Origin of the sequence: Arthrobacter sp. M2012083 (assembly GCF_000281065.1) — a bacterium.
In the GTDB taxonomy this organism is placed as follows: Bacteria; Actinomycetota; Actinomycetes; order Actinomycetales; family Micrococcaceae; genus Arthrobacter.
This window is the reverse complement of sequence record NZ_AKKK01000021.1, coordinates 1-26465: the sequence shown is the minus strand read 5'-3', so window position 1 is coordinate 26465 and position 26465 is coordinate 1. Positions and strand designations below refer to the sequence as shown.

The following is a 26465-nucleotide window of genomic DNA, read 5'->3' as shown; positions in this document are numbered from 1 at the left end:
GCAACTGTTCAAGAATAGCCGAAACGTCCCGTGATGCGAAATCGAGGATGGGGTGTCGCTGGTCACGCCTGCCCGCGGCAAGGGCTAGACCAAGGAGTCGCGCCAAGCCCCGTGCAGTTGGGCAAACCGTCCGCCGCCGCTGATCAACTCGGCCGGCGTCCCGTCCTCCACAATGCATCCGTCGTGGACCACCAGAACCCTGTCAGCCGTCTCCACAGTTGAGAGGCGGTGAGCAATGATGATGGCCGTCCGGGCTCCCCGGCCACCGGCCACCCCCTCCAACAGCTTGGACAATCCTTGCTGAACCATACGTTCAGAAGGAACGTCCAAGGAGGAGGTCGCTTCGTCCAGAATCAGCACGGCCGGTGCAGCCAGGAACGCTCGGGCAAAGCCGATGAGCTGGCGTTGACCGGAAGACACCCTGCCACCTCGCTTGTTGACGTCCGTGTCGTATCCCTCGGGGAGACTCATGATGAACTCGTGGGCACCCACCGCCGCAGCTGCGGATTCGATCTCTTTACGGGACGCTTCGGGCCGTCCCAGCGCGATGTTGTCCGCCACGGAGCCGCTGAACAGGAACGCCTCCTGCGTCACCATGACCACGGCGCGGCGGAGGTCTGTGGTGGACAGGTCACGGAGATCGACGCCGTCAAGGGTGATCGCCCCGGAAGTGACGTCGTAGAAGCGTGCCACGAGCTTGGCCAACGTCGACTTTCCCGCACCCGTCTGGCCTACCAGGGCAACCGTCTGGCCAGCCGGAATGTGAAGGTCAAGCTTTGGGACGACAATCTTGCCGTCGCTGTAGCCGAACTCCACACCCTTGAAGTCGATCTCGCCCCGTGAAGTCTTTAGCGGTACCGGGTTCTTGGGCGGACGGACGGTGGGCACTTCTTCGAGGAGCCCGGACACCTTTTCCAGGGCAGCCTGGGCGCTTTGGAAGGAGTTGTAGAACATCGCCATCTGGTCCACGGGCTGGAAGAAGCGTTTGGTGGACAGGATCAATGCCAGCAGGACGCCAACAGCAAGGTCCCCACTCAGCACCCGGAAGCCGCCGAACAGCAGAACCACGGCCACACAAACATTGCCGATCAGCACCAAACCAGGCTGGAAAATGCCGTTCAAGTTGATGGAGCGGACGGTGTTCTTGCGGTAGTCCTCGGCCAGTTCGCCGTACCGGGAGGCATTCTCGCGCTCCTTGCGGAAGGCCTTCACGGCACGGATCCCGGTCATCGTCTCCACGAAGTGGACGATCAGCCGGGCAGACACCACGCGGGATTCACGGAAGGCGATCTGCGAATGCTTCTGGTACCAACGCGCAAGGAAGAACATGGGGACGCCGGCCGCGAGCACGATCAATCCGCTTTGCCAATCCAAGGCAAAAACAGTCACAGCTGTGAACACCATGAACAGCATGCCCGACGCCAGGGAACTCACTCCGGAATCCAAGAGTTCCCGGAGCGCTTCGAGGTCCGATGTCTGCCGGGCGATGATGCGGCCGGAGGTGTACTTCTCGTGGAACTCAAGGCTCAACCGCTGGGTGTGCCGGAAGACCCGAAGGCGCAGATCCAACAGCATGGCCTGGCTCAACCGGGCAGTGGAGGTCACGTACAGCGCAGTCATTCCAGCCGTGGCAATCGCAGCCGCCAAGTAGAGGGAGCCGGCCAGGACCAAGGGCCCGTTGTCGCCGGCCTGCAGTGCAGGAAGAGCGTTGTCGATGCCGAAGGCGATCAACGCAGGTCCTGCAACACGGGTGAGCTGCGAGACCACCACCATCACGATCGTCAGCCAGAAACGCAAGCGCACCGGGCGGATGAGCGAGGCAAGCAGGGTGAGCGACCGGCGTCGTACGGCTTTGCTGTCTGCCTTGGTGAGGAGAGTGTTGTCCTCGTTGGCGGTTCCAAACGTTCCGGCACTCACCGGCGGGCCTCCTCAGCTTCTTCGAGCTCATCCAGTTCCGTGTCCAGGTCCTTCGGACCGGCGTCCAGGCTGGCGATGACGTAGCGGTAGTGATCATTCTCGGCCAGCAGTTCCGTATGGGTCCCGACGGCGGTGATGGTCCCGTTTTCGAGCAGAGCCACCCGGTCCGCCAAGGCCACGGTGGACGGGCGGTGCGCGACGATCAGGGTGGTAGTCTCGCGCAGGACCTCGCGCAAACGGGCTTCCACACGTTCCTCGGTATTCACGTCGAGGGCGGACAGGGGATCGTCCAGGACCAGAACCTTGGGCTTGGCGGCGATCGCGCGGGCCAAGGCGATGCGTTGCCGCTGGCCACCGGACAGGCTCAGCCCTTCCTCGCCGATAAGCGTGTCGACGCCGTCCGGCAGCGAGTACGCGAACTGTGCCTGTGCCACGTCCAAGGCCTCGTCCAGGGCAGCGTCGCCGGGATGCGGAGCTCCGAGCAAGACGTTGTCCCGCACCGAACTGGAGAACAATGTTGTGTCCTCGAACGCCACGGCAACGATCTTGCGGAGTTCGTCGATGTCGTAGTCACGAACGTCCACACCGTCGATGGTCACGGCGCCCTCGGTGACGTCATAGAGGCGGGGGACCAGCTGGAGCAGGGCGCTCTTGCCGCTACCCGTGATGCCTACAAGTGCCATTGTTTCCCCGGGGCGTATATCCAGGGTGACGTCGTGCAGGAGGGTGCCGCCGTCGTCGAACCCGAAACCTGCGTGCTCAAAGCGCAGGGCGCCCTTCACGGTTTCCGGAACCGTGGCCTGGTCCGGGGAGGTGATGGTGTTTTCCGTGTCCATCACCTCAAAATGGCGATCCAGCGCGGTTTTGGCGGTCAGGGCCATGGCCAGGAGCATCCCGGAGAACTCCACGGGAGTGGCCACCACCGCTGCTGTGGCAAAGAAGGCGACCAGCGAGCCGATGCTCAGCTGGCCGCTGGCCGCGAGCATGATGCCCACGACCAGTCCGACGCCCAGCGCCAACTCCGGCAGCAGCGTGACCACCAGCGTGAAGCCGGCTTGCTGCTTGGCCTTGGCGATCTCGGTCTGGCGCAGCTCTTCTGCCTGGCCGTTGAAGTTCTCCAGCGCTTCGCGGCTGCGGCCAAAAGCCTTCAGGACGCGGATGCCGTGGACGGACTCTTCCACAGTGGTAGCAAGATCGCCCGCTTGGTCCTGGCTGAGGCGGGTGACCAAGCTGAAGCGGCGGCGGAAGCGGAAAGAGTTGATCATGATCGGCACTGCCGCGCACAGGAAGATCAGCGCCAGCTGCCAGCTCATGGAGAACATCACGCCGACGCCGATGATCACCGTCAGTGTAGTGACCACCAACATGATCGCGCCGAACGCCATCCAGCGGCGCAGGAAGCTCAGGTCCGTCATGGCGCGGGAGAGCAGTTGGCCCGAGCCCCAACGGTCATGGAAAGCCACCGTCAGCTGTTGCAGGTGACCGTATAGGGTCACGCGCATCCGGGTTTCCACCGTGGTGGCGGGGTTGATGACGAACTGCCTGCGCAAGGCCACCAGCCCGGCTTCCGCGATACCCAAAGCAAGAATCACGACGGCGGCAATCCAGACGGCGTCCGTGGAACCGCCGGGCTGCAAAGAGTTGTTGACAAGAACCCGCAGGACTTGCGGGATGGTCAGCGCGACGATGCTGGCCAAGAGGGCGCAGATCAGGCCCATGAATAGTCGGGGGAGGATGGGCCGCACGTGAGGGTACAGGCGGCCGACGGAGGTGAAGAATGACGTTTGCTTGGACATGCCCGCTTCTCAACAGCTGGATCTTCAGATGGTGCGGAGGTAGTTTCCCGTAGCAACTACCCTATGCCATGGCGTGATTCGATTCACAGGACCACGCACCTGAGGTGAAATGTTTGACCCAGTTATTGAAGATCGTAATGATCCCTCAGGTTCTAGCTGGTGGACGGATTCTAGCTGCGGGGCGTGAGCGTCAGCAGCACTGCTTCCGGGCGGCAGGCGATGCGGACTGGAGCGAAGCGCGATGTCCCGATGCCGCCGGAGACGTTGACCGGCGTCGTGAAGCTGTCGCTTTCCCAGTCGTGGAGGCCCTTGGCGCGCCAGTTGGGGAGATCGCAGTTGGCGACGAGTGCGCCGTAACCAGGGATGCAGATTTGGCCGCCGTGCGTGTGGCCGGCGAGGATCAGGTCCGATCCGGCTTCGGTGAAGTGGTCCAGCACGCGCTGGTACGGAGCGTGGATGACTGCCACCTTCAGGTGCGGGCGGGCATCCTGGTTGACCGTTCCACGGGGCCAGCCGGCATAGCGTTCGCGGTTCAGGTGGGGATCGTCCACGCCAGAGAAGTCGAAGCGCAGGCCGTTCAGCACCACTGACTGGGCGCGGTTGGTGAGGTCGATCCAACCTCCCATGCCGAAGGCCGAACGAAGCTTCGGCCAGTCCAAGGCAATGGGGTCGGTCCGCATCCGGGAAGGACCACGGAAGTAGCCCACCGGGTTCTTGATCCGCGGGGCGTAGTAATCGTTGGAACCCGGAACGAAGACGCCCGGGAACTCCAGCAGCGGGCGCAGTGCCTGGATCAGGGGATCGACGGCCTTGGTGTGGCTGAGATTGTCGCCCGTGTTGACCACGAGGTCAGGCTTGAGGTCCGCCAGCGATTGCAGCCACTGCGTCTTCTTGTCCTGGCCCGGTACGAAGTGGATGTCGCTTAGGTGCAGGACGCTGAGCGGGGCTGAACCGGCAGGGAGAATGGGCAAGGTTTCGTGGCGGACCTCGAACTGGTCCTTTTCCCACCACCCGTATGCGGCGGCCGCTGCGCCTGCTGCCGCACCGACGGCAGCAGTGACGGCGAAACCGCGCCCGATAGTGCGGACGCGGTTTGCCAATGAATCACTAAACGACATGGTCAGTTCTTATTGCCGTTGCCGTTGTTACCGTTCCCGTTGTTGCCGTTCCCAGTGGACGGCGGGTTGGGCGCGGTGGACGGGGTGTTTTTGGACGGGGTGTTGTTACGCTGCGGAGCAGGAGCTCCCGTCAGGTTTGACGGCGGAGCCGGGAACGGATTGGTCCCATAGGCCGGAGCCACAGCCAGCATGTAGTTGGTGAACTGCGGACCTGCAATCATGTAGCCGTCGATAGCATCGTAGGACTTGCCATTAATGGTCAGATTACGGCCGGGACGGGACTGGTCATCCAGAGGATCACCAAACCATGAGGCAGTCGCGAGGCCGGAGGTGTACCCGACTACCCAAGTGGAGCCGTTGGTGTCGTTGGTTCCGGTCTTGGCGGCCACCGGGAAGTTCTTGGAGTTCAGGGCCGGGCGGATCAACGAGCCTGAGCCTTCATCCAGCACCTTGCCCATGGCATAAGCGACGCCGCGGGCTACTTCAGGCTTTACCGCATCCTTGCAACTGGAAGACTGGGCAGGCAAAGAGGCACCGGACTGGTCTTTCACCGAAGTTATAGCAATTGGTTCGCAGTACTTGCCGTCAGCGGCGAAGGTTGCGAAAGACGAAGCCATGGTCAGAGGTGCGGTCTGCGTCGCACCAATGAGGTTGGACAATCGAGTCATCTGAACCTTCGGGTTTGGATCCGTGACTTTACCCGTGTCGTCGCGTGTCGGAAGGCCGCCGTGGATGCCTGTGGCATCAACGATGCCCTGGATGCCGCAGAGATCAACCTGCGCCGCCGAAGCGAACGTGGCTGTGTTGATGGAGTTCTTGAGGCCCCAGAGGACCGTCATGTTCCGGTAGTACTGTGGTTCAGCATTTTGGAGGTCGAAGCTGCCCTGCACGTTGCCATCATAGAAGCCATCGGTCGGTGTGGGGCACGTATTCTTCCAAGGGAAGTTCTGCGGATACTTGCGAACCGCCGCGTTGACGTTCGTTTCCATCGACTTGCCCTCGTTCAGCCACTGGGCGAACGTAAAGGGCTTCATCGTTGAACCGGGCTGGAATCCGCCGATGCCGTTGAGGTCGTTGCCGTTGGCGTCCAGGACATCCACGTTGAAATTTTGCGTCTGATCGAACTTGCCCTCTTGAGGCAGCCAAACAGTGTTCTGGGCCATGCTCACGATCTGGCCGGTGCCCGGCTGGACGGAGACGATCGACGCGCCCCACTTGTCCGGGTTAGCGCCAGCCGTTGCGTCGACCTGCTGCTGTGCGACGTTCTGGGCGGTGGGATCGAGGGTGGTCTGGATGGTGAGGCCACCACGCTGAATGCGCTTGACGCGCTCTTCCGTGGTGTCACCGTACGCCGGGTTGTTGAAGAGCAGGTGGAGCACGTAGTCACAGAAGTACGGAGCCATGGTGGCATACGCGCAGCCCTGGCGAGCCGGGGTGACCTGCGTGGTGACCGGAGTGGCGACAGCTTCTTCGTACTGTGCCTGAGTGATCTTCCCCTGGTTAACCATGGAGGCGAGCACCAGGTCACGGCGAACCTTGGAGCTGTCAGGGTTGGCGATGGGATCGAAGGCCGACGGGCTGTTCACCAGGCCGGCCAGGAGGGCAGCCTGCGGAAGCGTCAGGTCCTTGGCAGAGGTGCTGAAGAAGAACTTCGAGGCAGCCTCAATGCCGTAGGCGTCACGGTTGAAGAAGACGATGTTGAGGTAACCCTCAAGGATCTGCTCCTTGGAGAACTTCTTCTCCAGGGCGATCGCAAGCTTCATTTCGCGAAGCTTGTCGCCCACGCCCTTACCGCCACCGTTGAGCTTGACGTCTTCTTCGCGGTCGGACGCCACCAGGGACTCGTTGATGACGTTGTTCACGTACTGCTGCGTGATGGTGGACGCGCCCTGCTTGTTGCCGCGGGCGGTGCTGACGATGGCTCGCATAATGCCGGTGGTGTCAATGCCGCCGTGCTCATAAAAACGGCTGTCCTCGATAGCGATGACAGCGTCCTTGATGAACGGGCTCATTTGATCCAGCGGAACCTTGGTCCGGTTCTCTGCGTAGATCGAGGCGATCGGCGAACCGTCCTTCGCCAGGATCGTGGTGTTCTGGCTGGGCGGATCCACCTGGAGTTCCGCCGGCAGAGTGTCAAAGAACTGAATTGAACCACTTGCGGCACTGCCCGAAACGGCGGCTGCGGGGACCAAAAGGCCCGCCACCAGGACGCCACAAATCGCGCTCACACCAAGGAAGCCTAGAATCTTTCCGAGGGTGGTGGCAGTGTCGAATAGTGGGTTCTTGCGAGTCACCATGTTTTCCACTTTACCGGCAAGGGCTAGGCTTTCTGTCATGACCAAATGGGAGTACGCCACGATTCCGCTCATTATTCACGCTACGAAGCAGATCCTGGACCAGTGGGGCGAGGACGGCTGGGAGCTCGTCCAGGTCGTCGGTGGCCCCGATGGCAAAGGCCTTGTTGCATACCTGAAGAGGGAGAAGCAGTAATCATGACCACCCCTGCAGAAGCCACGTCTGCCGCGGAATCCGGCGCCCCCACGTCTGCCGTTGAGCAGCGTCTGGCCGAGCTCGGATTAACCCTCCCCGAGGTCGCCGCGCCCGTCGCCGATTACGTACCGGCCATCGTCTCCGGCAACTACGTATACACCTCCGGACAGCTGCCGTTTATTAACGGCAAACTCGAAGCTACGGGCAAGGTGTCCCTCGGCGAGTTGGGCGCGTCAGACGAGCCCACCGTTGATCCGGAAGATGCCAAGCGTTACGCAGCCCTGTGCGCCATCAACGCCTTGGCTGCGGTCAAGAGCGTCATCGGCGACCTTGACCGCGTCACCCGCATCGTCAAGGTGGTGGGTTTCGTATCCTCCGAGCCCACCTTCACCGGTCAGCCCGGCGTGATCAACGGTGCGTCTGAACTCCTCGGACAGGTCTTCGGCGACGCCGGCAAGCACGCACGCTCGGCCGTCGGCGTCTCTGTCTTGCCGCTCGACTCTCCTGTTGAAGTCGAGCTCATCGCTGAATTCAGCTAAGGAATCGGTTCACCCAATTGCCGCAGCTTGCCCGCCGTTTGTTCGCACTGCCCCCGGAACTTGAGGGGGCAGCACGAAACTGGCTTGAGCTTGGCGAGCGAACCCCCAGGGCCGCCCGCCATGCCTCCTCAGTTGTGCTGTTGCGCGACTCGCCCACCGGTTTGGAAACCTGGCTTGGATACAGGCCAGGTTCCTCGCCGTTGGGCGTTGTCGCGTTCCCGGGCGGCTCACTGGACCCGTCCGACGACGACCCCGTGGGTTGGCTAGGCCCCTCACCCCAGCATTGGGCTGAGCAGATGGGAACGGACGACGTCGGGCTCGCCCGCCGTCACGTTGTGGGCGCCATCCGCGAACTCTTCGAAGAAACCGGCGTCCTGCTCGCAGGCCCTGATGCTTCCTCCACAGTGGAAGCGAACTCCACCGTCGACTGGATGCGTGCCCGTGAAGCCGTGGCCGCCCAAGAGAAGTCCTTCACGGAGATGCTCTCCAAGCGCGGACTCTCCCTCCGCACCGACCTTCTGAAGCCTCTGGTGAACTGGCTCAGCCCGGACTTCGCCCATGCGCGTTTCAACACCCGCTACTTCGCCGCCACCGTCCCCGTGAACCAGCAACCCAGCATCCTGGGGAGCAAGGGAGTGTGGGGCCGCTGGGTGTGCGCCGCGGAAGCCATTGCCCTGCGGGACACCTCTGCACTGGGTGACGAAGTAGGCCAGGAAAATACCGTTGGCCTCAAACTCGGCCAGCTCTTGGTACCAGGTTCCGAGATCATGCTCGAAAAAATGGCCAACGCCAACGGTTGCATCGCCTATCTGAGCTACAAACGCAAAGCTCACGTGTATCAAGCAAAACTGGTGGACGAAGGCGGACTCCTGATGCTCGAAGTTGAAGCCGCCCGCACCGTGGCAGGGGAGCCCCAGCGCGAGCGCTAACCGCCATTTGACGCTCGCTCATATCCCTCGGGCTTGATGCGGACGCTCTCTCACATCCCGCGGGTTTGGGGCGGTCGCTCTCTCACGTCCCGCGGGTTTGAGCCCGACGCTCTTTCACGTCCCGCGGGTTTGGGCCGGACGCTCGCTCACGTCCCTCGGGCTTGATGCGGACGCTCGCTCACGTCCCGCATGCGTTAGACCGTGTCTGCCAGATACTCGATGGCCAGCTTGTAGCCCAGCACACCCGCTCCTACGATGATCGCGTTGCACACACCCGACAGGTACGAGTGGTGGCGAAACTCTTCCCGCTGGTGAACGTTGGTGATGTGGACCTCGACGGCGGGCAGCTGCACAGCCGCCAGGGCGTCACGAAGGGCCACGGACGTATGTGTGTAGGCACCGGCGTTGATCACAATTCCGACGGCGGTGCCTCGCGCAGCGTGGATGGCGTCCAAGAGGTCGCCCTCGTGGTTGGACTGAACGCAGTCGACAGTGAAGCCATGGGCAGCGGCCGCAGTCATGGCCAGTTGCTCCACATCGGCCAGGGTGGACGTGCCGTACTTCTCCGGTTCGCGGGTGCCCAGAAGGTTCAGGTTGGGGCCGTTGATCACAAGGATGGTGCCGCGACCGGTTTCGGTGGCAGGAGTGGCTTCAGTCATGGCTCCCAATCTATAGCGGTCCGGAGGAGTCCGGGAATCGTTACTTGCGGGTGCACTGACCGGCGGAGACGGGGTCGCTGAGGCCGGGAGCCTGCGCGGCCACCGGTTCCAGGTCCTGCATGGTGAGGGCGAAGCCGAGGGCGGCGTCTGTGGTTGTCTTGGCGAAGATCAGCCCGGCCACCTGCCCCTGCATAGTCAGCAGGGGGCCACCTGAGTTACCTGGCTGGACGTCGCCCGCCAGCCGGTAGACCAGCTCCGGCGAGGGATTGTTGCCGTAAATATCGGGAACGAGAATGGTGGAAATGCCTTGTACAGTGGCCGGCTTGGATTGGAACGGACCGCCGTGCGGGTACCCCGCAAAAGCGGCGGGACTGCCTGCCGCCAAATCGGCGCTCAAGGGTAGCGGGTTGGACTGAAGGCCATCCACGGCCAGGACGGCGATGTCCCGCTGGGAGTCGAAGTACACTACCCGACCCGGCAACGCCCCGCCGTCGGGAACTTCCACAACCGGCTGCGACACGCCCGCCACAACATGCGCATTGGTGACGACGCGCCCGGGCGAGACCACGAATCCGGAACCGGTCTGGTTCTGCCCGCATTCGAAGGCGGTACCGGCGATCTTGAGGACGGAATCGGCGGCCTGGTTGAGGGCTGGAGTGTCGGTGGACTCGTTGGGAACGGGCACGGGCGTTACTGGTCCGACGCCCTCAATGAGTTTGGGAATTCCGTCGCCGATCACCGTGGACCGCAGCTGTGCCATGGTGCTCTTGACGGGCGTGGGAGTCACATTGTCGATGTAACGAATGACGCGGGACTCCGCCAATTGCTGCGAAACGAACGGCACGCCGAGAGAACTGATGCTGAACGCGAGCATGGACATCACCAGCGCCGCCACGACAACGCTCACCACGCCACCGATTAGTCGGTCCACGGCATGCAACGGCTTGATCCGCACGGCGTGGCGGACTTTACGCCCGATCATGGTGCCAAGCCCGTGGCCCAAAGCGATAAGCACGACGGCGGCACCCACCGTGGCGGTCAGCCTCCAACCGCTGTCGGTCACCCAGCCGCTGACGAGTGGAACTGCCATGAAGGCCGCAATGGCGCCGACGACGAATCCTGCGATTCCACCCAGCGTGACCATAAAACCGTTCCGCAGGCCATAGATCAGGTAGGACAGCAGCATCAAGATCAATGCCAAATCCAATATCGTCAAGCCAAACACCAATGCTCCTCATAGCCGGGGTAGCGCCAATTCTAGGTGGCCACCCTGACAACCAACCGTTAGTCCGGTCACGATATGGGCCGCTGATACCCCCTCTGAACGGCGTCAAGAGGGGCTGGATGCCCCGAAACCCGCGCCATTTCAGCGTTTCACGTGCCAAGTACGTCACAGAAGCTTAAAAATTCTGAAACAATGGCCTGAGCGCCACGACCGAAACTTATATTCAGGAGATTTCATGGACATCGAGGTATTGCGCCGCGCACCCCTCTTCGCCACCCTTGACGACGACGCATTCCGCTTGCTGACGGACGAACTCACCGAGGTGGACCTTTCACGTGGAGCGTCGGTGTTCCGCGAAGGCGACCAGGGTGACCAGCTCTACTTCATCGTTTCCGGCAAGGTAAAGCTCGGCCGCACGTCCCCCGATGGCCGCGAGTCGCTCCTGGCCATCCTCGGCCCGGGTGAGCTCTTCGGCGAAATGGCGTTGTTCGACCCCAGCCCGCGTACCGCAACGGCCACTGCCGTCTCGGAAACTCGCCTGGCCGGCCTCAAGAACGAGAGCCTCAACGCCCTGCTCCGCACGCGCCCGGAGGTTTCGGCGCAGCTGCTGCAGGCCCTGGCCCGCCGTCTCCGCCGGACCAACGACTCCCTGTCCGACCTCGTTTTCTCCGACGTCCCGGGCCGTGTAGCCAAGGCACTCCTCGATCTGGCAGACCGCTTCGGCCGCCCCGCCACGGACGGCGTCCTGGTAGCGCACGAGCTCACCCAGGAAGAACTGGCCCAGCTGGTGGGTGCTTCCCGCGAAACAGTGAACAAGGCACTTGCCGAGTTCGTTCAGCGCGGCTGGCTCCGCCTGGAAGCCCGCGCCGTGGTGATCCTGGACATGCAGCGCCTCCGCCAGCGCTCACGCTAAACAGCAACAAAGAAGCCGCCCTGGTTGTGAACCAGGGCGGCTTCTCTTGTGTTGACCGTGAGCGAGCGTTCGGCTCAAGCCCGTGGGGTGTGAGCGAGCGTCAGAGGGCCGTGAACCGCAGCAGGATGGCATGCTCCGGGTTCAGGACCGGCATGGGAAGACCCACCTCACCCAGGAACCGTCCCGATGCTTCAGCCCCGGACGCCACCCACGGCGCCGGCTTTGCCTCAGTGAAGGTGTGCCCGTAGTCGGCGTCCCCGGGTGCAGGGAAGATCGCCTCCACCCGGTACATCCGGGACGGGTCCAACCCGGGAATGGTCACTCGTCCGGGCTGTTCGCTGAAGCCTGTCCGGGTCTTCACCACGGCGAACAGGGCAGAGGTGGCACCAACTGGCGTGCCGCCGTCGAGCCCTTCAGCGTCAGCCACCACGCCGTGCACCATCAGGGACTCGTCCGGCACATCGACCCGCACCATTCGGCCACTGTGGATGAGTCCACGGTGTTCCTTGTAGAGACCGATGAACCGCTTGAGCTCTTCGCGCTCCGCACCCGTGACGGAGCGGACGTCCCACTCCATGCCGAAGTGTCCAAACAACGCCGTGATGGCGCGGAACGAGAGGTCGTGCGTCCGCCCGGTGGTGTGCGACGTGGTGGGTCCAATGTGCCCACCCACCAGTTCCGGCGGGACCACCATTCCGGTCCATCGTTGGATGGTTTGCCGTTCCAAGGCGTCGTTGCAGTCTGAAGCCCAGATCCGGTCGGTCCGCTCCAGGATCCCAAGGTCCACGCGGGCGCCACCGGAAGAGCAGCTTTCGATCTCAACCCCTGGGTGGGCTGCATGGAGCGCATCGAACAGCCTGTACGCGGCAAGGGTTTGCTCGTGCACCGAAGCCCGGCCCGCATGCCCGTGCTCCAGAAGGTCCCGGTTCTGGTCCCACTTGAGGTAGGTGATGTTGTTCTCGCGCAGCAAGGTGTCCATACGGTCGTAAATGTACTGCCACGCATCCGGGTTCACGAGGTCGATCACATGCTGCTGCCGCCACCCCAGGGGCAGGCGTCCGCCGTCCTTATAGGAAGTTGCTGAGGGGCCCACGATCCATTCGGGATGAGCCCTGGCGACGTCGGAGTCCAGATTCACCATTTCCGGCTCAACCCACAGACCGAATTCCATGCCCCGGCCGGTCACGGCATCAATCAACGGCGTCAGTCCGCTTGGCCAGATGGTCTCGTCGACGTACCAGTCGCCCAACCCGGCGTTGTCGTCGCGGCGCCCGCGGAACCAGCCGTCGTCGAGCACGAAACGCTCAACCCCGAGGTCTGCAGCTGACTCGGCCAGCTCGATCAAGGTGTCCAGGTTGTGGTCGAAGTACACCGCTTCCCACGTGTTGAGGACTACTGGGCGGGCTTTCCCGGAAGCTGCACCCACATGGTGCGGCCGCGAACGGAACCAAGAGTAGAAAGCCTCGGAAATCCCGTCCAGTCCCCGGTCTGAGTACGCCGCAAACAGCGCGGGAGTTGTGTAACTTTCGCCGGGCTGCAGGACCACTTCTGCGGGTCCCAACAGCTCGGCGCCTCCCACCATGGTGCGGCCATCGGCAACGTTGTCCGCAAACTGCTCGTGGTTGCCGCTCCATGCCAGGTGCGTGGCCCACACTTTGCCGTGTCGGTTGCCGAAGCCGGCTGTTCCGGCCGCAAACAGGAGCGAGGAGTCGTGTCCGGTCCGTCCATGGCGGCCCGTGCGCACCCAGGTACCCTGTTGGATGGCCCTGCGCTGGGGGTGGCGCTCACGGCACCAGCGACCTGTCAGGTCCAGAAGTTCGACGGCGTCAGGCGCCACCGGGAGCATCGTCGCCAACTCATCCACCTGGAAAGGCGACGTGCCGTCGTTCGTAGCCGTGTGCCGCAGTTCGAGAAGTCCGCCCGTGTGCAAGGTGAGGTTGCTGGTCACCGTGATGCCGGCGTCGGGATCCGACTGGACAACCACCGCCGTGCTGCCGTCCGCCGTAGCGCTCGCAACCCGCAGGCGAACTGAGAAGTCGAAGCCGGGACCATCATCTGTGATGCGGTGCCCGCGAAGTCCCGGCCGTCCTTGCCACGACGACGACGCCTGGGGGAGGAGCCCCGCTGGGACGTTGGCATCGATGGACGAGGGCGGAATGGGCTCGCTGAGGATGGACAGGTCCGGCAAGGTATCGCCCAGGTCGGCTCCCCAGTGGATGATCTCAGCCTCTCCACGGTGGGTGGCGATCACCAGGCTGGTACCTGCGGAACGGAGATGGAGCGGGTGCATGTGTTGAGTCACTTTCACATCGGTGGGCTTTGTGGGCCTGTACGGGGTGTTGTGAGGCCCGCTCTGCGCGCTATTTCGATACGAAAACGCGCAGAGCGGGCCCCGCAACAGGAGAGTTGTTACTTCGCGAAGAGTGCGTTGACCTGTTCGTTGGCGGCTGTCAGCGAACTGGCCGGGGACTTCCCGGCGACTACCGCGTCTACTGCCGGCTTCATGATTCCAGCAACCTTGGAGGCGTTGTCCGTGATCGGGAGCATGAAGGTGGTCTTGTCCTTCACATGCTGGGTGAAGGCGCTGACGTCCACGTTCTTGGCCTTGAAGGCGTCTGCGGCCTTCTCCGAGGAGGTGGTGATGGCCGGGAACACGACGGCCTTGGAGGCCACGACGTCCTGGCAAGCGGTGGAGCCGAGGTATTCGACCCACTTGATGGCGGCGTCCTTCTTCTTGGTGCCGGCCCACACGGAATCGGCCAGGCCGTTGAACATGGAGGCGCGCTTGCCTTCAGGACCCTGCGGTGTGGGGGCGATGCCGACATCGATGCCCTTGTAGCCGGTGTACTGGCCGATCATCCAGGAACCATTGCTGTTGATGGCGGCCTTGCCTGCGCCGAAGCTGTCGGCGGCGTTGGCGCCAACGGTGGTTTCAAGCTTGGGCATGTAGCCCTTCACGGCGAGCGAGGCCCACCAGTCGATGGTGTCTTGGAGCTTCTTGTCGTCGTAGTTGAAGTGGGTGCCCCAGGGGTTCTTGTCTGTGGTGGTCCAGCCGGTGGTGGCAGACAGATAGCTCCACTGCGTCTGGCCGGCGTTCTCGGCGTCGGAGCCCGGCAGGCCCAATCCGTAGACGGCAACATTGTTCTTGTCGAAACCTGCTTCGTCGCCGCGTTTGCCGTTCTTGTCCACAGTGAGTCGGGCGATTGCCTTCTCGTATGTTCCGCCGTCCTGCGGGTTCCAGGTCAGGGAGCCCATCTGTTCAGGGGTAATGCCGGCGTCGGTGGCCATCTTCTGGTTGTAGAACAGTGCGACGGTGTCCCAGTCTTTGGGCAGGCCGTAGCGTTTGCCGTCCTGGCCCACCCAAAGGTCTGCGAGGCCTTCGTTGTACTGGGAAAGGTCCACGCTGTCCTGCGCGATGCTGTCGTCAAGGGCCACCAGTTGCTTGGTCTTGAGGAAGTCCGGGTACTTGGACAGGTGGTCCGTAAAGACGTCCGGTGCGGTGCCGGAGGCCATGCCGTTGGTGAGCTTGGACCAGTAGTCGTCCCAACCTGTCTGGGTGATCTTGACGGTGATGTCCGGGTTGGCCTTGGTGAAGTCAGTGGCGCACTGCTGGTAGGCAGGGAGCTGGTTGGCGTCCCAGAGCCAGTAGCTGATCTCGCCCTTGGAAGCGTCTCCTCCGGAGCTCCCTCCGGAGGAGCCTCCGGAACAGGCGGACAGTGCGAGGACAGCGGCTGCTGCGACGGCGACGGCGCCTAATGTCTTCTTGTTCATCATGGTTGGTCCTTTCAGGACGGGGTGGGGTGCGTGCCGGCACAGGCCGGTTTCCGCGGGGAGGGAGGTGGAGGAAGCTATTTGGTGCCGTTGAAGCCGATGGAGTTGACGATCCGTTTGCCGAAGATGGCGAAGAGGATCAGCACGGGCGTGGCGGACACGAGCGTTGCGGCCATGAGCCCGGACCAGTCCGGTGCTCCTTGCGGGGACTGGGATTTGAAGACTCCCAGTCCGACGGTGAGCACCCGGGATTCCTCGGAGGTGCCTACGAGCAGGGGCCAGAAGTATTCGTTCCACTGACCCATGAAGGTCAGCAGCGCCAAGGTCGCGATCGGGGCAGCGGCGTTGGGCATGATGATCTGGAAGAAGATCCGCCAGTGCTTGGCGCCGTCGAGCATTGCAGCTTCTTCGACTTCCCTGGACATGTTCAGGAAGAACTGGCGCATGAAGAAGATCGCGAACGGGGTCATGAAAAGGTAAGGCAGCACGAGTCCGAGCATGGAATTCAGCAGGCCCAGGTTCTTGATGAGCAGGAAATTGGGCAGGGCGGTGAAGATCGGCGGGACGAGCATGGTGGCCAGGAACAGGGAGAAGACCGCGTCGCGTCCTTTCCACCGCAGCCGGGAGAAAGCATAGGCGGCCATGGAGCTGAAGAACACCGCGCAGGCTGTAGTGATGCCGGAGAAGAGCAGCGAGTTCCAAAGGTACTGCCAGAAATTGATCGAAGCGCCCGAGCCGCCTTCTGCGATGGCTTCGGAGGCACTCTGGAGGCCGAAGACCCGCTTGAACGCGCCCAGGTTGAAATCGGCGGGCAGCAGGTTGGCGGAGTTCGCGGCGAGGGAGCCGTTGGAGGACAGGGCTGTGCGCAGCACCCAGTAGAAGGGCAGGATGCTCACGGCGATGGCCAGGGCGAGGAGGGTGAGGGCAATGGCGCGGCGCCAGTTGAAGGGACGACTGAGTGGGCGACGGCGGCCAGCGTTCTTGGGCAGGGCAGGAGGCGGGGTAAGAGTGGTCATGGCGTGTCCTTAGTCCAGGTCCGACTGGTTGCCGCGGAGGAATTTCATCTGGAGGAAAGCGACGATGGCGAGGATGAGGAAGAGGATGACAGCCAGGGCGGATCCGTAGCCGAAGTCCTGTTCGTTGAAGGCGCGCTGGTAGATGTAGAACTGCAGCACGCGGGTCGCGTTGACAGGTCCGCCGGCCGTGGTAACGGCAACGGTGTCAAAGACCTGGAAGGAACCGATTACGGTCACCACGAGGACCAGTACCAGGACCGGTCGCAGCAGCGGTAGGGTGATCCGCCAGAAAGTGCTCACGGCCTTGGAGCCGTCGATGCTGGCGGCCTCGTAGACGCTGTTCGGGATGGCCTGGAGCCCGGCGAAGATCAGGAGCGCTGTGTAGCCCATGTGCCGCCAAGTGTTGATGAGCGCCTGGGTGGGGATGGCCCATTGCTCACTGCCGAAGAAGGCCACTCGGGGCAGTCCGGTCCATTCGATGATCTGGTTGATGACGCCGATCTGGTAGTCAAGCATCCAGAACCACAGCAGGGCCGCGATGACGTTTGCCATCAAATAGGGCATCAGCAGCGCGCCGCGGATGAGGGTCGATTTTGCGACGCGGTGCATGAGGATTGCGAGGCCCAGGGCCAACGCCGTCTGAAGGACAATGTTGATCACCACGTATTCCGACGTGACGCCCAAGGCGTTCCAGAACAGCGGATCCTTGGCTATGCGTTCGTAGTTCCGTGCGCCAATCCATTCAGGGTCGCCCAGGATGCTGTACTCGGTGAAGCTGAGGTAGATGCCCCGGATGGTCGGGACGAGGTAGAAGAGGATCAATCCGATCATCGCCGGAGCGATGAAGAAGAGTGCGATCTTCAAATCGCCGATGCCGCGGAACCCATCGGATGGTTTACCCCGCTTCGGTGACTTACGCGGCGCCCTGGCAGAGAGCCCCGGTTCCGGTGGCTTGGTTAGCATGGTCATCGTCGACCCTTCCTAGCTGTGATGGGAATAACAACTGGATGCGAATCTACACGAGTAGATTTCAATAGTGCAAGAGTTCGCGCAAAATTTTGGTTCAAAATGTTCTTTTATGTTGTTTTCGTTGACTCGAGTAGATCCCTGGTGCGAGACTCGTCAGGACATCAGATAAGGACACATCGGAGGCTGCTTCTGCAGCCTCAGGGAAGGTAAACAATGACGTTTTCGATCGGTGTTGTGGGTGCCGGGCAGTTCGGCAGCCAATTCGCCCATTTGTTCAAGCTCCATCCCGGCGTCAGTGCGGTCTATGCAATCGACGAACTTCCCGAGCGGGCGACTGCCGCGCAGGAACGCTGGGGGCTGGATGGCGTGATGGGCAGCTTTGAGGAGCTGTTGACGTCCGACGTCGATGCTGTCGCCATCTTCACGCAGCGGTGGACGCACGGGCCGCTGGTCGAGCGGGCGCTGCGTGCCGGAAAACACGTTTATTCAGCCGTGCCGATGGCTATTTCTGAAGAGGAAATTGAACGGATCATCGAGGCCGTGCGTGAGACCAAGTTGGTCTACGCGATGGGCGAGACCAGCTACTACAACCCCGCAACGGTTTTCGCCCGGCAGCAACATGCGGCCGGCAAGTTTGGCCGGATTTTCTACACCGAAGGCGACTACGTCCACGACATGGATCTCGGTTTCTACGAGGCATACCAATACAGCGGCGGAGAACGCTGGAAGGAAACCGCCAGCTACCCGCCCATGCTCTATCCCACTCACGCGATCGGCGGCGTCCTCGGCGCAGTCCCCGGACATGCTGTCAGCGTCAGCTGCATCGGCGTGAAGGACCAGCGTGGCGATGGCGTCTTCGACAAGGATGTCAGCATGTTCGCCAACGACTTCTCGAACGCCACGGCGCTGTTTGAAATGAACGACGGCGGCGCGATGCGTACAAACGAGATGCGCCGCGTAGGGTACCCGTCGCATATTCGCGAGTCCCGCTTCCGTTTCTTTGGCACCGATGCCAGCTTTGAGCAACTGGCCACCACCACCGTGTGGCAGGACAAGTCCACTGTGGAAGACGTGTCCCAGCAGGTGGAAACCAAGCCGACCATGTCCTTGGATGATCCCTCCCTGGCGGACGTGGCCCCTGAGCTGCGGGATGCTTTCATCTCGGGGTTGGCTCCAGTCCATGACCAGTCCAGGCTTCCCCAGGAGTTCCTTGGAGCGCCCAACGGGCATGAAGGAAGCCACCAATTCCTGGTGGACGACTTCGTCACGGCCGTGAACAACCGTAGCCTTCCTCCGGTAAACGCCTGGGTGGCGGCCCGGTTTACGTTGCCGGGAATCGTCGCCCACGAGTCTGCGCTTCGTGGCGGGGAGCGCCTTCCCATCCACGACTTCGGTGATGCTCCCGTGGAGTAGCTAGCATTTACCTCATGACAACTTCGGCGGTACAAACCTCGCGCGGCCCGGTTACACGCAAAGACGTGGCCCGGTACGCCGGGGTGAGTACCGCCGTCGTGAGTTATGTGGTGAACGGTGGCCCCAAGAACGTTGCCCCGGCGACGGAAGCCAAGGTTCGCGACGCCATCCGTGTCCTCGGATACCGGCCCAACGCCGCCGCCCGGGCCCTGAAGCTGGGTTCCAGCGAGACCATTGGCGTGGTGGTTCCGGACAACACCAACCCGTTTTTCACGCAACTGGCCCACGCTGTGGAAGACGCCGCAGCGGAACTGGGCTTCGGCATGGTGCTCACCAACTCGGACGGAAGCCTGACGCGCGAACGCAAGAACATCCGCACGTTGGCAGCCCGCCAGGTGGACGGTGTATTCCTGGCCAGCTGTGTGTTCGATCCCGATGTCACGGAACTGGAGGCTTCGGAGATTCCGTCAGTGCTCCTGAACAATGCGGGGTCGCCCCCGGGACTTAGTAGCGTGGGTGTTGATCTCCAGGCTGGAGCGCGTGCTGCCGTGGAACATCTCATTGGTCACGGGCACACGAATATTGGCCTGGCAATCGGAACCAATACCGGCAACCAACTGGATGGGCGCGAGGTGGGCTGGCTGGCCACCTTGCGGGACGCCGGGCTGCCGGACGGGCCTATGCTGCACGGTCCCTTCAGTCGTCCGGGTGGCTACGAGGTAGGCAAACGCTTCCTCGCCATGGCCAACCGTCCCACCGCGATCTTCGCCAGCAATGACATGCAAGCCATCGGCATCCTCAGGGCCCTGCATGAGGCAGGCGTTCGTGTGCCCGAGGACCTTGCGCTGGTGTCCTTCGACGGCTCGCTGGACGCCGAATACTGCTGGCCCGCGCTGACTACTGTTGCCCAGCCCGTCAAAGCGATGGCCGAAGCCGCAGTGCAGGCATTGGTTGGCAAGGGCCGCGGGGATGAACTGCAACACCGGATCCTGCCCACCGAGCTGATCATCCGACAGTCCTGCGGCTGCAAATAGCCCCGGCGGCTGGCCGGGTTACGAGTCCATGCTGGCATAGCGCTCGGGGCGGGCCAGCACCTGGCCGATCTGCGCCGTGCCCGCGGCCACGGCCAGCCGGACCAGCAGGAAGCCGGCGGCGAACACCCCGCCGATGGTCAGGATCACCACGGGCTGGGTCAGCAGCGCGGCACCCGTGAGCGGCAGGACCAGGACGGCAGCTGCGGCAGCTGAAATGCCCGCCACCAGGAACAGCGGCGACATCACGGCTTTGACCCGCGCCGCCACCATGAGCTTCCGTGGCATCCCAACCCGGTCCAGTGCCACCAAGGTGGAAGCCCGGTCCAGCACTGCGGCGGCTTGGTTCACACCCGCGGAACACGCGACCATCAGGAACGAGCCCAGCAGGGTGATCATCACTCCGGTGTTGATGTCCCGGACCAGCAGCGTTGCTTCAGCGTCAGCGCCGGTGCCCATGGTGTCGGCCACAGCCATGCCGACACCCACGAATACCCCCACAAAACTGGTCATCGCGACGCCCCCGACTTGTCGCCACGATTCCTTGGGGCTCTCCAACACGGTCCGCGCCGCCAGCAGTTGCTCGGGTCGTTTGGCCCGCTTGAGCTGGGACGACGCCCTCAATCGCAGGATCCACGGTCCCATGAGGTTCAATGCCAGCAGCGCCAGCCCGAAGCAACCGCCCATCACGGCAATGATCACTACGAACGCACCGAAGCTGCTGAGCATCCCCATTGCCACCACTCCAACAACCACCACCACAGCCGCAATGAGTCCGCGAACCCAGTGCGCGCCGTCGGCCGTTTGCCGGGTCCGGACACCCAGCGGTGTCACCACAACTTTCCGGAGCCCCAATGCGGCGCTTGCCGCGGCAAGGACACAGACTGCCAGAACGCAGCCAAGGATGGACGGCACAGACAGCCACGCGTGGCTTCCGATTGCCTGGCCCCGGAACTGGATCAGCCCCAGGAACGGCGCCATGCAGGCATAAAGCCCCGCACCCGCCAACGCTCCCACGGCGGCGAGGACGGTGGACTCAATAACGGTCATCCAGACCACCGTCGCGCTGTTGGCGCCAAGTAACCGCAGGGAAGCCAGGCGGTCATCACGACGGCGGGCGGCGAGTCGGGCGGCCGAGGCACCGAGCGTCAACAACGGGATCACGAGCAAAACCATGGCGACGACGGCCAAGGCCTGGTAGGTGCCTGCGATGTCGTCGGACCAGGACCAGAAGACCTGTGAACCTCCGGCCACGGTGAGCAGCAGCGCAGTGACCGTCCCAAAGGCGAGGATGGGTAGCCCGGCATCGCGAAGGCCGGTTTCCCGGAAGCTGCTCCCGTTGCTTCGGGCGAGATACGGGGTGAGGCGCAGGGCCATGGAGAGACTAGACATTGAAGGCACCCTTGAAGTTGGCGGTGGCCGGCGCGGCCTGCGTTGCTTGTGCTGGGAAGTTGGGAGCCGGAACGGGACTGCCGCTATCTGACACGATCCTGCCGTCGCGCAGCTCCACAACGCGCTGGCAACGGGCAGCAACATTGGGATCGTGGGTGACCACGAGGAGCGTCCGGCCATTTGCAGCTACTGAGCGGAGGAGCACGTTCAGGACTTCGGCGGAGGTTGCCGAGTCCAAAGCGCCGGTGGGCTCGTCAGCGAAGACAACCCGGGCGCCCGTGACCTGGGCGCGGGCGATAGCCACACGCTGCACCTGTCCACCCGAAAGCTCGCCCAACCGGCGTTGTTCCATCCCGGCCAGCCCCAACGCGCCGAGCCATTCGGCGGCCCTCGCCTCTGAAGTATTGCGATCCGTGCCGTTGAGCATGAGCGCCAGCGCCACGTTTTCCAAGGCAGTGAGCTCCGGAAGCAGCATGCCTTGTTGGAAGACGAAGCCGAACTCCTCGCGCCTTAGCCGGGACAGCCCTGCATCTCCCAACGTGTCCAGCCGCAAAGGTGAGGACGGCGTGTTCAAGGTGATGGCACCGGCGTCGGGCCTCAAAATCCCGGCGAGGCAGTGCAAAAGGGTGGTCTTACCGGAACCTGAGGGTCCAATAATCGCTATGGACTCACCGCCGTTTGCGGTGAAGTCGACGTGGTCCAAAGCGATGCTGCCGGGGTAGTGCTTGGTGAGCTGCTGGGCGTGGAGGATGGCGTTCATATATCCAGCATCGCTGCGGCCCCTATGCTGGGGCGTCAGCCCCGCGGCTGAACTCTGCGGGCAGGCCTCCACCCGGGGTATGAGACCCAACTAATACGCAGATAACGTCGTTCTGAGCTCTCAAGCGACGTATCTGTCACCTAGCTGGATCAGGCCTCGGCAATCCGGAGTTTTGCGACGTTCTCTGCCAGTACGCGCCGGGCGTCTTCACCCAGCAGCGAGTCCGTGATCAGTTCATCGGCTTCTTCCAGTTGGGCGATCGAGGCAATGCCCACCACTCCCCACTTGCTGTGGTCGGCCAGGACAACGGTGCTCCGGGCGGACGCCATGAAGGCGCGGTTGGTCTCGGCCTCCAGCAGGTTGGGGGTAGTGAAACCGGCGTGGGCATCCATGCCGTGGACTCCCAGGAACAAGACGTCCAGGTGGAGCTGCTTCAGCGAAGAAGTCGCAATGGGGCCAACCAGCGCGTCCGACGGCGTTCGCTCGCCGCCGATCAGTATCACGGTGGACCCGAAGCGTGCGGGGCCGGACGAGGCGCCGTGGTGGAACAGGTCTGCGATGCGCACCGAGTTGGTGACCACGGTGATGCGCGGACCATTGACGAGTTCCTTCGCCAACGCCCACGTGGTGGTGCCGGCCCCGAGGCCGATTGCCATACCTTCCTGGACAAGGGATGCGGCTTCAACGGCGATGGCGTGTTTCTCCGCTGTCAGTTGCGTGGACTTGAGCTCGAATCCGGGCTCGTGGGTGCTCGCGTCGCCTGGAAGTTTGGCTCCGCCGTGGATGCGCTCCACGCGGCCGGCTTCCTCAAGGGCTTCGATGTCGCGGCGCACGGTCATGGGTGACACGCCCAGCAATTGCGCGAGGTCAGAGACCCGTACGACGCGTTCGCGCTGGACGGCATCGACGATGGCGGTGTGGCGTGCTGCCTGAAGCATCAGGGCCTTTCTGCGGAACCTCGTCAAACATGGGGCTGATTCTGGCTCCAGTCTAGGGCGGGAGGCTTCCAGAGCCCGGCAGGCCCAGTGCGGCGACGTCACGCCTGCGTCACCTAAGGCATCTAACGCACGACGGCGCCGCTCGCCTCAAGAGGTGAGCGGCGCCGTCGTGAACTACTTACTTACGGAGGGACTCCGCGATCTGGGTCATGATGCCGGGGTCTGCCAGGGTGGTGGCGTCTCCGGTGTCGCGGCCTTCTGCGATGTCCTTCAGGAGGCGGCGGACGATCTTGCCGGAACGGGTCTTGGGGAGTTCGGGAACGATCAGCAGTTGCTTGGGCTTGGCGATCGGGCCGATTTCCTTGCCCACATGGTTGCGCAGTTCCAGGACGGTTTCGTCACCGTTGTTCGCCGCGTCACCGCGGAGGATGACGAACGCGACCACTGCCTGCCCGGTGGTCTCGTCAGCGGCACCCACAACGGCGGCTTCGGCGACGGAGGGGTGCGAGACCAACGCGGACTCGATCTCGGTGGTGGAAAGGCGGTGCCCGGAGACGTTCATGACGTCGTCCACGCGGCCCAGGAGCCAGACGTCGCCGTCTTCGTCCTTCTTTGCGCCGTCGCCGGCGAAGTACATGGCCTCGAACCGGGACCAGTAGGTGTCCTTGAAACGCTCGGGATCGCCCCAGATGCCGCGCAGCATGGAGGGCCATGGTTCGCGGACCACCAGGTAGCCGCCTTCGCCGTTCGCCACGGATTGACCGTTTTCGTCCACGACGTCAATGGCGATGCCGGGCAGCGGGACCTGAGCCGAGCCGGGCTTCGTGGCGGTCACGCCGGGCAGCGGGGCGATCATCTGGGCGCCGGTTTCGGTCTGCCACCAGGTGTCCACGATCGGTGCCGGGTTGTCCTTCTTTTCGCCGTTCTTGCCGGCGTTGGCACCGATGACGTCGCGGTACCACATCCACGCTTCGGGGTTGATGGATTCGCCCACCGAGCCCAGGACACGGATGGAGGAGAGGTCGTACTTGTCCGGGATGTCCCGGCCCCACTTCATGAAGGTCCGGATCGCGGTAGGCGCGGTGTAGAGGATGGAAACTTTGTACTTCTCCACGATTTCCCACCAGCGGCCCTGATGAGGGGAGTCCGGCGTGCCTTCGTACATGACCTGCGTGGCACCGTTGATGAGCGGAGCGTAGGTGACGTAGGAGTGGCCGGTGACCCATCCGACGTCGGCGGTGCACCAGTACACGTCCGTTTCGGGATGGAGATCAAACACGGACTTGTGCGTGTATGCGGCCTGCGTGAGGTAGCCGCCGGTCGTGTGCAGGATGCCCTTGGGCTTGCCCGTGGTGCCGGAGGTGTAGAGGATGAAGAGCGGGTGTTCGGAGTCATGCCCGACGGCGGTGTGCTCGGTTGCTGCCTTATCTACGGTGTCGCTCCACCAGAGGTCGCGGCCCTCCACCCAGTTGACGTCCTCGCCGTTGCGCTTGACCACAACAACGTTCTGGACGGTGTGGCCCTCTTTGCTGAGGGCTTCGTCCACGGCCGGCTTCAGCGCGCTCGGCTTGCCGCGGCGGTAGGTGCCGTCGGCGGTAACCACCAGCTTGGCTTCCGCGTCCTCGATCCGGGAGCGGAGGGCGTCTGCGGAGAAGCCGCCAAACACCACGGAGTGCACGGCGCCGATCCTGGCGCAGGCAAGGAGCGTGATAACGGCCTCGGGGATCATGGGCAGGTAGACGGCCACGCGGTCACCCTTGGCCACGCCGAGTGACTCGAAGGCGTTGGCGGCCTTCTTGACCTCTTCGGTCAGTTCCGCGTACGTGTAGGTGCGGGTGTCGCCGGGCTCGCCTTCGAAGTAGATGGCAACGCGGTCGCCCAGGCCGTTCTCCACATGGCGGTCCAGCGCGTTGTAGGCCGCATTGACCTCGCCGCCGACGAACCACTTGGCGAACGGCGGGTTGGACCAATCAAGCGCCTCGGTGAAGTCCTTCTCCCAGGTCAAGAGCTCGCGGGCCTGCTTTGCCCAGAATGCGGGGCGGTCCGCCTCTGCTTCTTTGTAGGCATCGGCGTTTGTGACGGCATTCGCGGCGAACTCTGCCGACGGAGCAAACTTGCGGTTCTCGTGGAGGAGGTTTTCAAGCGCGTCAACGTGTGCGGCCGGACCGCCTTGGGCCGTTGCAGCTGCAGCGGTGGCCGTGGATCCGGTGGTGTCCTGGGACATGGTGAACCTCATCATTCATCGATCTTTGCTGCGCGGATCCTGCCGTGAGGTTCCCGCCCGGGCCGTCGTCGGCGTCGAGCGCGTCCCACAAGGATCCGCAGAGTGCTGTCCGGCATCAACACTATCGCTTCGGGAAGTCCTACGTGTGCGTCGTCACAAATGCGGCAGCGAGCGGTGCGGATTTAGCGACGAATGGCGCCTGGGGGTTACGGGGAACCGCTTACATGACGCACGACGGCGGACCTGGGCTGCCGCTCTCGACTCCGGAAGTGGTGGCTACTTTCCATAAGGAACCTTGGAGTTTGCTGTGGGCGAAGCTGGATGGCCGTTTTCAGCTAGAACCGTGTCAGTGGGGTGGCATAGGCTGAAGAAGTCTTGGGACGCACTTCTGGCGTGTCCGGTTCTCCGCGGAATCCCGCGGAGGTCGCCGGGCCGGACTGTCCAAGGCGCCGCCGTACGAAGGAGAAATAGATGAACCAGCTGAGCCCAGGCCCGCACGACTCAAAGCGGACGGGACCGGACACCACGGCTGGAACGGCCACCTCTGCAGGTGGCAACGCTGCTGACAAGAACGACGCTGCCACGTATGACGCCGTCGCCGGGCCGTTCACCATCCGGGACCTCACTGTTTTCGGCTCCACGCTCCTGATGTTCGTCGCGTCGCTTCTGCCGATGTTCGGGGCGCGCTACAACCTCTGGAATCTCGGAAACCTGTTCTTCCTGCTGCTGGGCATCATCCTGCCGCTGGTTGTGGTGGCGCTCTTCGTTGCCCGCAGGCTGCAGCCGGGAACAATCGTCCGTGTTGGCTCGCTGTCCGTTGACCAGTTCGCGTCCGTCACCGCCTCGTTCGCCTTCCCCTTGTTCTTCCTCACTATTGCCAACTCGTTTAATGGCAGCGTCCTGCTGGGATTGGTCGGTTCTGTAGGCCTGCTGGCTGCAACTGTCCTGGCTCCACACCTTCCGTGGCTTTCCGCCGATTTCAAGGGCCGCGCTGAGACGCCGGCGCACGTTGTTGCCCGCGAGGCAGCGGTCCCCAGCCGCAAGCCGGCTGCCCCCAAAGCGCCAAAGGCCCCTAAAGCGGCGAAGCCGGGCGAGACCACCGGTTCAACGCCGGGATTCCAGGGATCAACGCCCGGATACCAAGCACCGGTCGCCCATGTTTCAGGTACAGCTGCTGCAGCAGCCTCCACTGGTGCTCCAGGCGCGGGTGCTCCGAGCGCCGGTTCCGCCACAGGTGCGAGCCCCTTCGCTCCGCCGGCCAGCTACGGAACCACGCCGTCGCCTGCAACTGACACCCCCGCCGTCGTGCATGCGGCTGACGCCAAGCCCGACGACGGTACTGGCTCGGCACCCGCTGCCCCTGCC

At 63.2% G+C, this 26465-nt stretch carries 20 protein-coding genes and 1 pseudogene; 7 read left to right on the top strand and 14 right to left on the bottom strand.

The genetic code is table 11. From position 1 onward, the window contains the following. Positions 1-84: 84 nt before the first annotated feature. The 4 genes from A477_RS0110930 to A477_RS0110915 form a co-directional block, all read right to left on the bottom strand. Positions 85-1917, bottom strand: a complete 1833-nt coding sequence (locus A477_RS0110930; RefSeq protein WP_017199032.1) for an ABC transporter ATP-binding protein — start codon at positions 1915-1917, stop codon at positions 85-87. Then, positions 1914-3713 carry an ABC transporter ATP-binding protein gene (locus tag A477_RS0110925; RefSeq protein ID WP_017199031.1) on the bottom strand — a complete coding sequence of 600 codons (1800 nt, stop codon included), beginning with the start codon at positions 3711-3713 and terminating at the stop codon, positions 1914-1916. Before A477_RS0110925 ends, A477_RS0110930 begins: the two co-directional genes overlap by 4 nt. Positions 3714-3883: 170 nt before the next feature. After that, a complete protein-coding gene (locus tag A477_RS0110920; RefSeq protein WP_017199030.1) occupies positions 3884-4831 on the bottom strand; it encodes a metallophosphoesterase in 948 nt (315 codons plus the stop codon). Positions 4832-4833: 2 nt separating this feature from the next. Beyond that, entirely contained in the window at positions 4834-7167 is a 2334-nt protein-coding gene (locus A477_RS0110915; protein ID WP_017199029.1) for a transglycosylase domain-containing protein, read from the bottom strand. Here A477_RS0110915 and sp36 point away from each other — a divergent pair. Genes sp36 through A477_RS0110900 form a run of 3 tightly spaced genes read left to right on the top strand, consistent with a single transcriptional unit; the run spans position 7166 to position 8789 of the window. Beyond that, on the top strand, positions 7166-7321 hold the full coding sequence (gene sp36, locus A477_RS23190) for a Sp36 family protein (RefSeq protein ID WP_011775990.1): 156 nt from the start codon (positions 7166-7168) through the stop codon (positions 7319-7321). The two genes, A477_RS0110915 and sp36, sit on opposite strands and share 2 nt — an antisense overlap. Positions 7322-7323: 2 nt before the next feature. Then, entirely contained in the window at positions 7324-7860 is a 537-nt protein-coding gene (locus A477_RS0110905) for a RidA family protein (RefSeq protein WP_017199028.1), read from the top strand. 17 nt (positions 7861-7877) lie between these two features. Next, complete coding sequence (locus A477_RS0110900; protein ID WP_017199027.1) at positions 7878-8789, top strand: NUDIX hydrolase; 912 nt, start codon at positions 7878-7880, stop codon at positions 8787-8789. A 194-nt stretch (positions 8790-8983) separates the two neighbouring features. Here A477_RS0110900 and aroQ read toward each other — a convergent pair whose 3' ends face one another. Beyond that, positions 8984-9448, bottom strand: coding sequence for a type II 3-dehydroquinate dehydratase (gene aroQ / locus A477_RS0110895; RefSeq protein ID WP_026005528.1), 465 nt, complete (start codon positions 9446-9448; stop codon positions 8984-8986). A gap of 40 nt (positions 9449-9488) precedes the next feature. Beyond that, complete coding sequence (locus A477_RS0110890) at positions 9489-10673, bottom strand: MarP family serine protease (RefSeq protein WP_017199025.1); 1185 nt, start codon at positions 10671-10673, stop codon at positions 9489-9491. Positions 10674-10908: 235 nt separating this feature from the next. Between A477_RS0110890 and A477_RS0110885 the strand changes: the two genes are divergently transcribed. Then, on the top strand, positions 10909-11586 hold the full coding sequence (locus A477_RS0110885) for a Crp/Fnr family transcriptional regulator (RefSeq protein WP_011775987.1): 678 nt from the start codon (positions 10909-10911) through the stop codon (positions 11584-11586). Positions 11587-11686: 100 nt separating this feature from the next. On the opposite strand, the gene A477_RS0110880 is transcribed toward A477_RS0110885, so the two are convergent. The 4 genes from A477_RS0110880 to A477_RS0110865 all read right to left on the bottom strand — a co-directional run bounded on the left by A477_RS0110880 (position 11687) and on the right by A477_RS0110865 (position 17342). Beyond that, positions 11687-13876 carry an alpha-galactosidase gene (locus tag A477_RS0110880; protein WP_017199024.1) on the bottom strand — a complete coding sequence of 730 codons (2190 nt, stop codon included), beginning with the start codon at positions 13874-13876 and terminating at the stop codon, positions 11687-11689. A gap of 119 nt (positions 13877-13995) precedes the next feature. Further along, positions 13996-15360 (bottom strand): ABC transporter substrate-binding protein, encoded by a 1365-nt coding sequence (locus tag A477_RS0110875; protein ID WP_017199023.1) that lies wholly within the window; start codon positions 15358-15360, stop codon positions 13996-13998. Positions 15361-15434: 74 nt separating this feature from the next. Then, entirely contained in the window at positions 15435-16373 is a 939-nt protein-coding gene (locus A477_RS0110870) for a carbohydrate ABC transporter permease (protein WP_017199022.1), read from the bottom strand. A gap of 9 nt (positions 16374-16382) precedes the next feature. Then, positions 16383-17342 carry a carbohydrate ABC transporter permease gene (locus A477_RS0110865; protein ID WP_017199021.1) on the bottom strand — a complete coding sequence of 320 codons (960 nt, stop codon included), beginning with the start codon at positions 17340-17342 and terminating at the stop codon, positions 16383-16385. Positions 17343-17555: 213 nt separating this feature from the next. On the opposite strand from A477_RS0110865, the gene A477_RS0110860 reads away from it, so the two are divergent. Further along, positions 17556-18755 (top strand): Gfo/Idh/MocA family protein, encoded by a 1200-nt coding sequence (locus tag A477_RS0110860; protein ID WP_017199020.1) that lies wholly within the window; start codon positions 17556-17558, stop codon positions 18753-18755. 14 nt (positions 18756-18769) lie between these two features. Beyond that, positions 18770-19789 carry a LacI family DNA-binding transcriptional regulator gene (locus A477_RS0110855; protein WP_017199019.1) on the top strand — a complete coding sequence of 340 codons (1020 nt, stop codon included), beginning with the start codon at positions 18770-18772 and terminating at the stop codon, positions 19787-19789. 18 nt (positions 19790-19807) lie between these two features. On the opposite strand, the gene A477_RS0110850 is transcribed toward A477_RS0110855, so the two are convergent. The 4 genes from A477_RS0110850 to acs form a co-directional block, all read right to left on the bottom strand. Next, positions 19808-21163 (bottom strand): FtsX-like permease family protein, encoded by a 1356-nt coding sequence (locus A477_RS0110850; RefSeq protein ID WP_017199018.1) that lies wholly within the window; start codon positions 21161-21163, stop codon positions 19808-19810. A 7-nt stretch (positions 21164-21170) separates the two neighbouring features. After that, a complete protein-coding gene (locus tag A477_RS0110845; protein ID WP_017199017.1) occupies positions 21171-21938 on the bottom strand; it encodes an ABC transporter ATP-binding protein in 768 nt (255 codons plus the stop codon). Positions 21939-22087: 149 nt separating this feature from the next. Next, the gene (locus A477_RS0110840; protein ID WP_017199016.1) at positions 22088-22876 is read right to left on the bottom strand and encodes a DeoR/GlpR family DNA-binding transcription regulator; all 789 of its coding nucleotides are present in this window, start codon (positions 22874-22876) and stop codon (positions 22088-22090) included. A 178-nt stretch (positions 22877-23054) separates the two neighbouring features. Then, complete coding sequence (acs, locus tag A477_RS0110835; protein ID WP_026005527.1) at positions 23055-25100, bottom strand: acetate--CoA ligase; 2046 nt, start codon at positions 25098-25100, stop codon at positions 23055-23057. Between the two features lie 471 nt (positions 25101-25571). Here acs and A477_RS0110830 point away from each other — a divergent pair. After that, positions 25572-26465, top strand: a pseudogene (locus A477_RS0110830) (hypothetical protein); the annotation flags it as partial.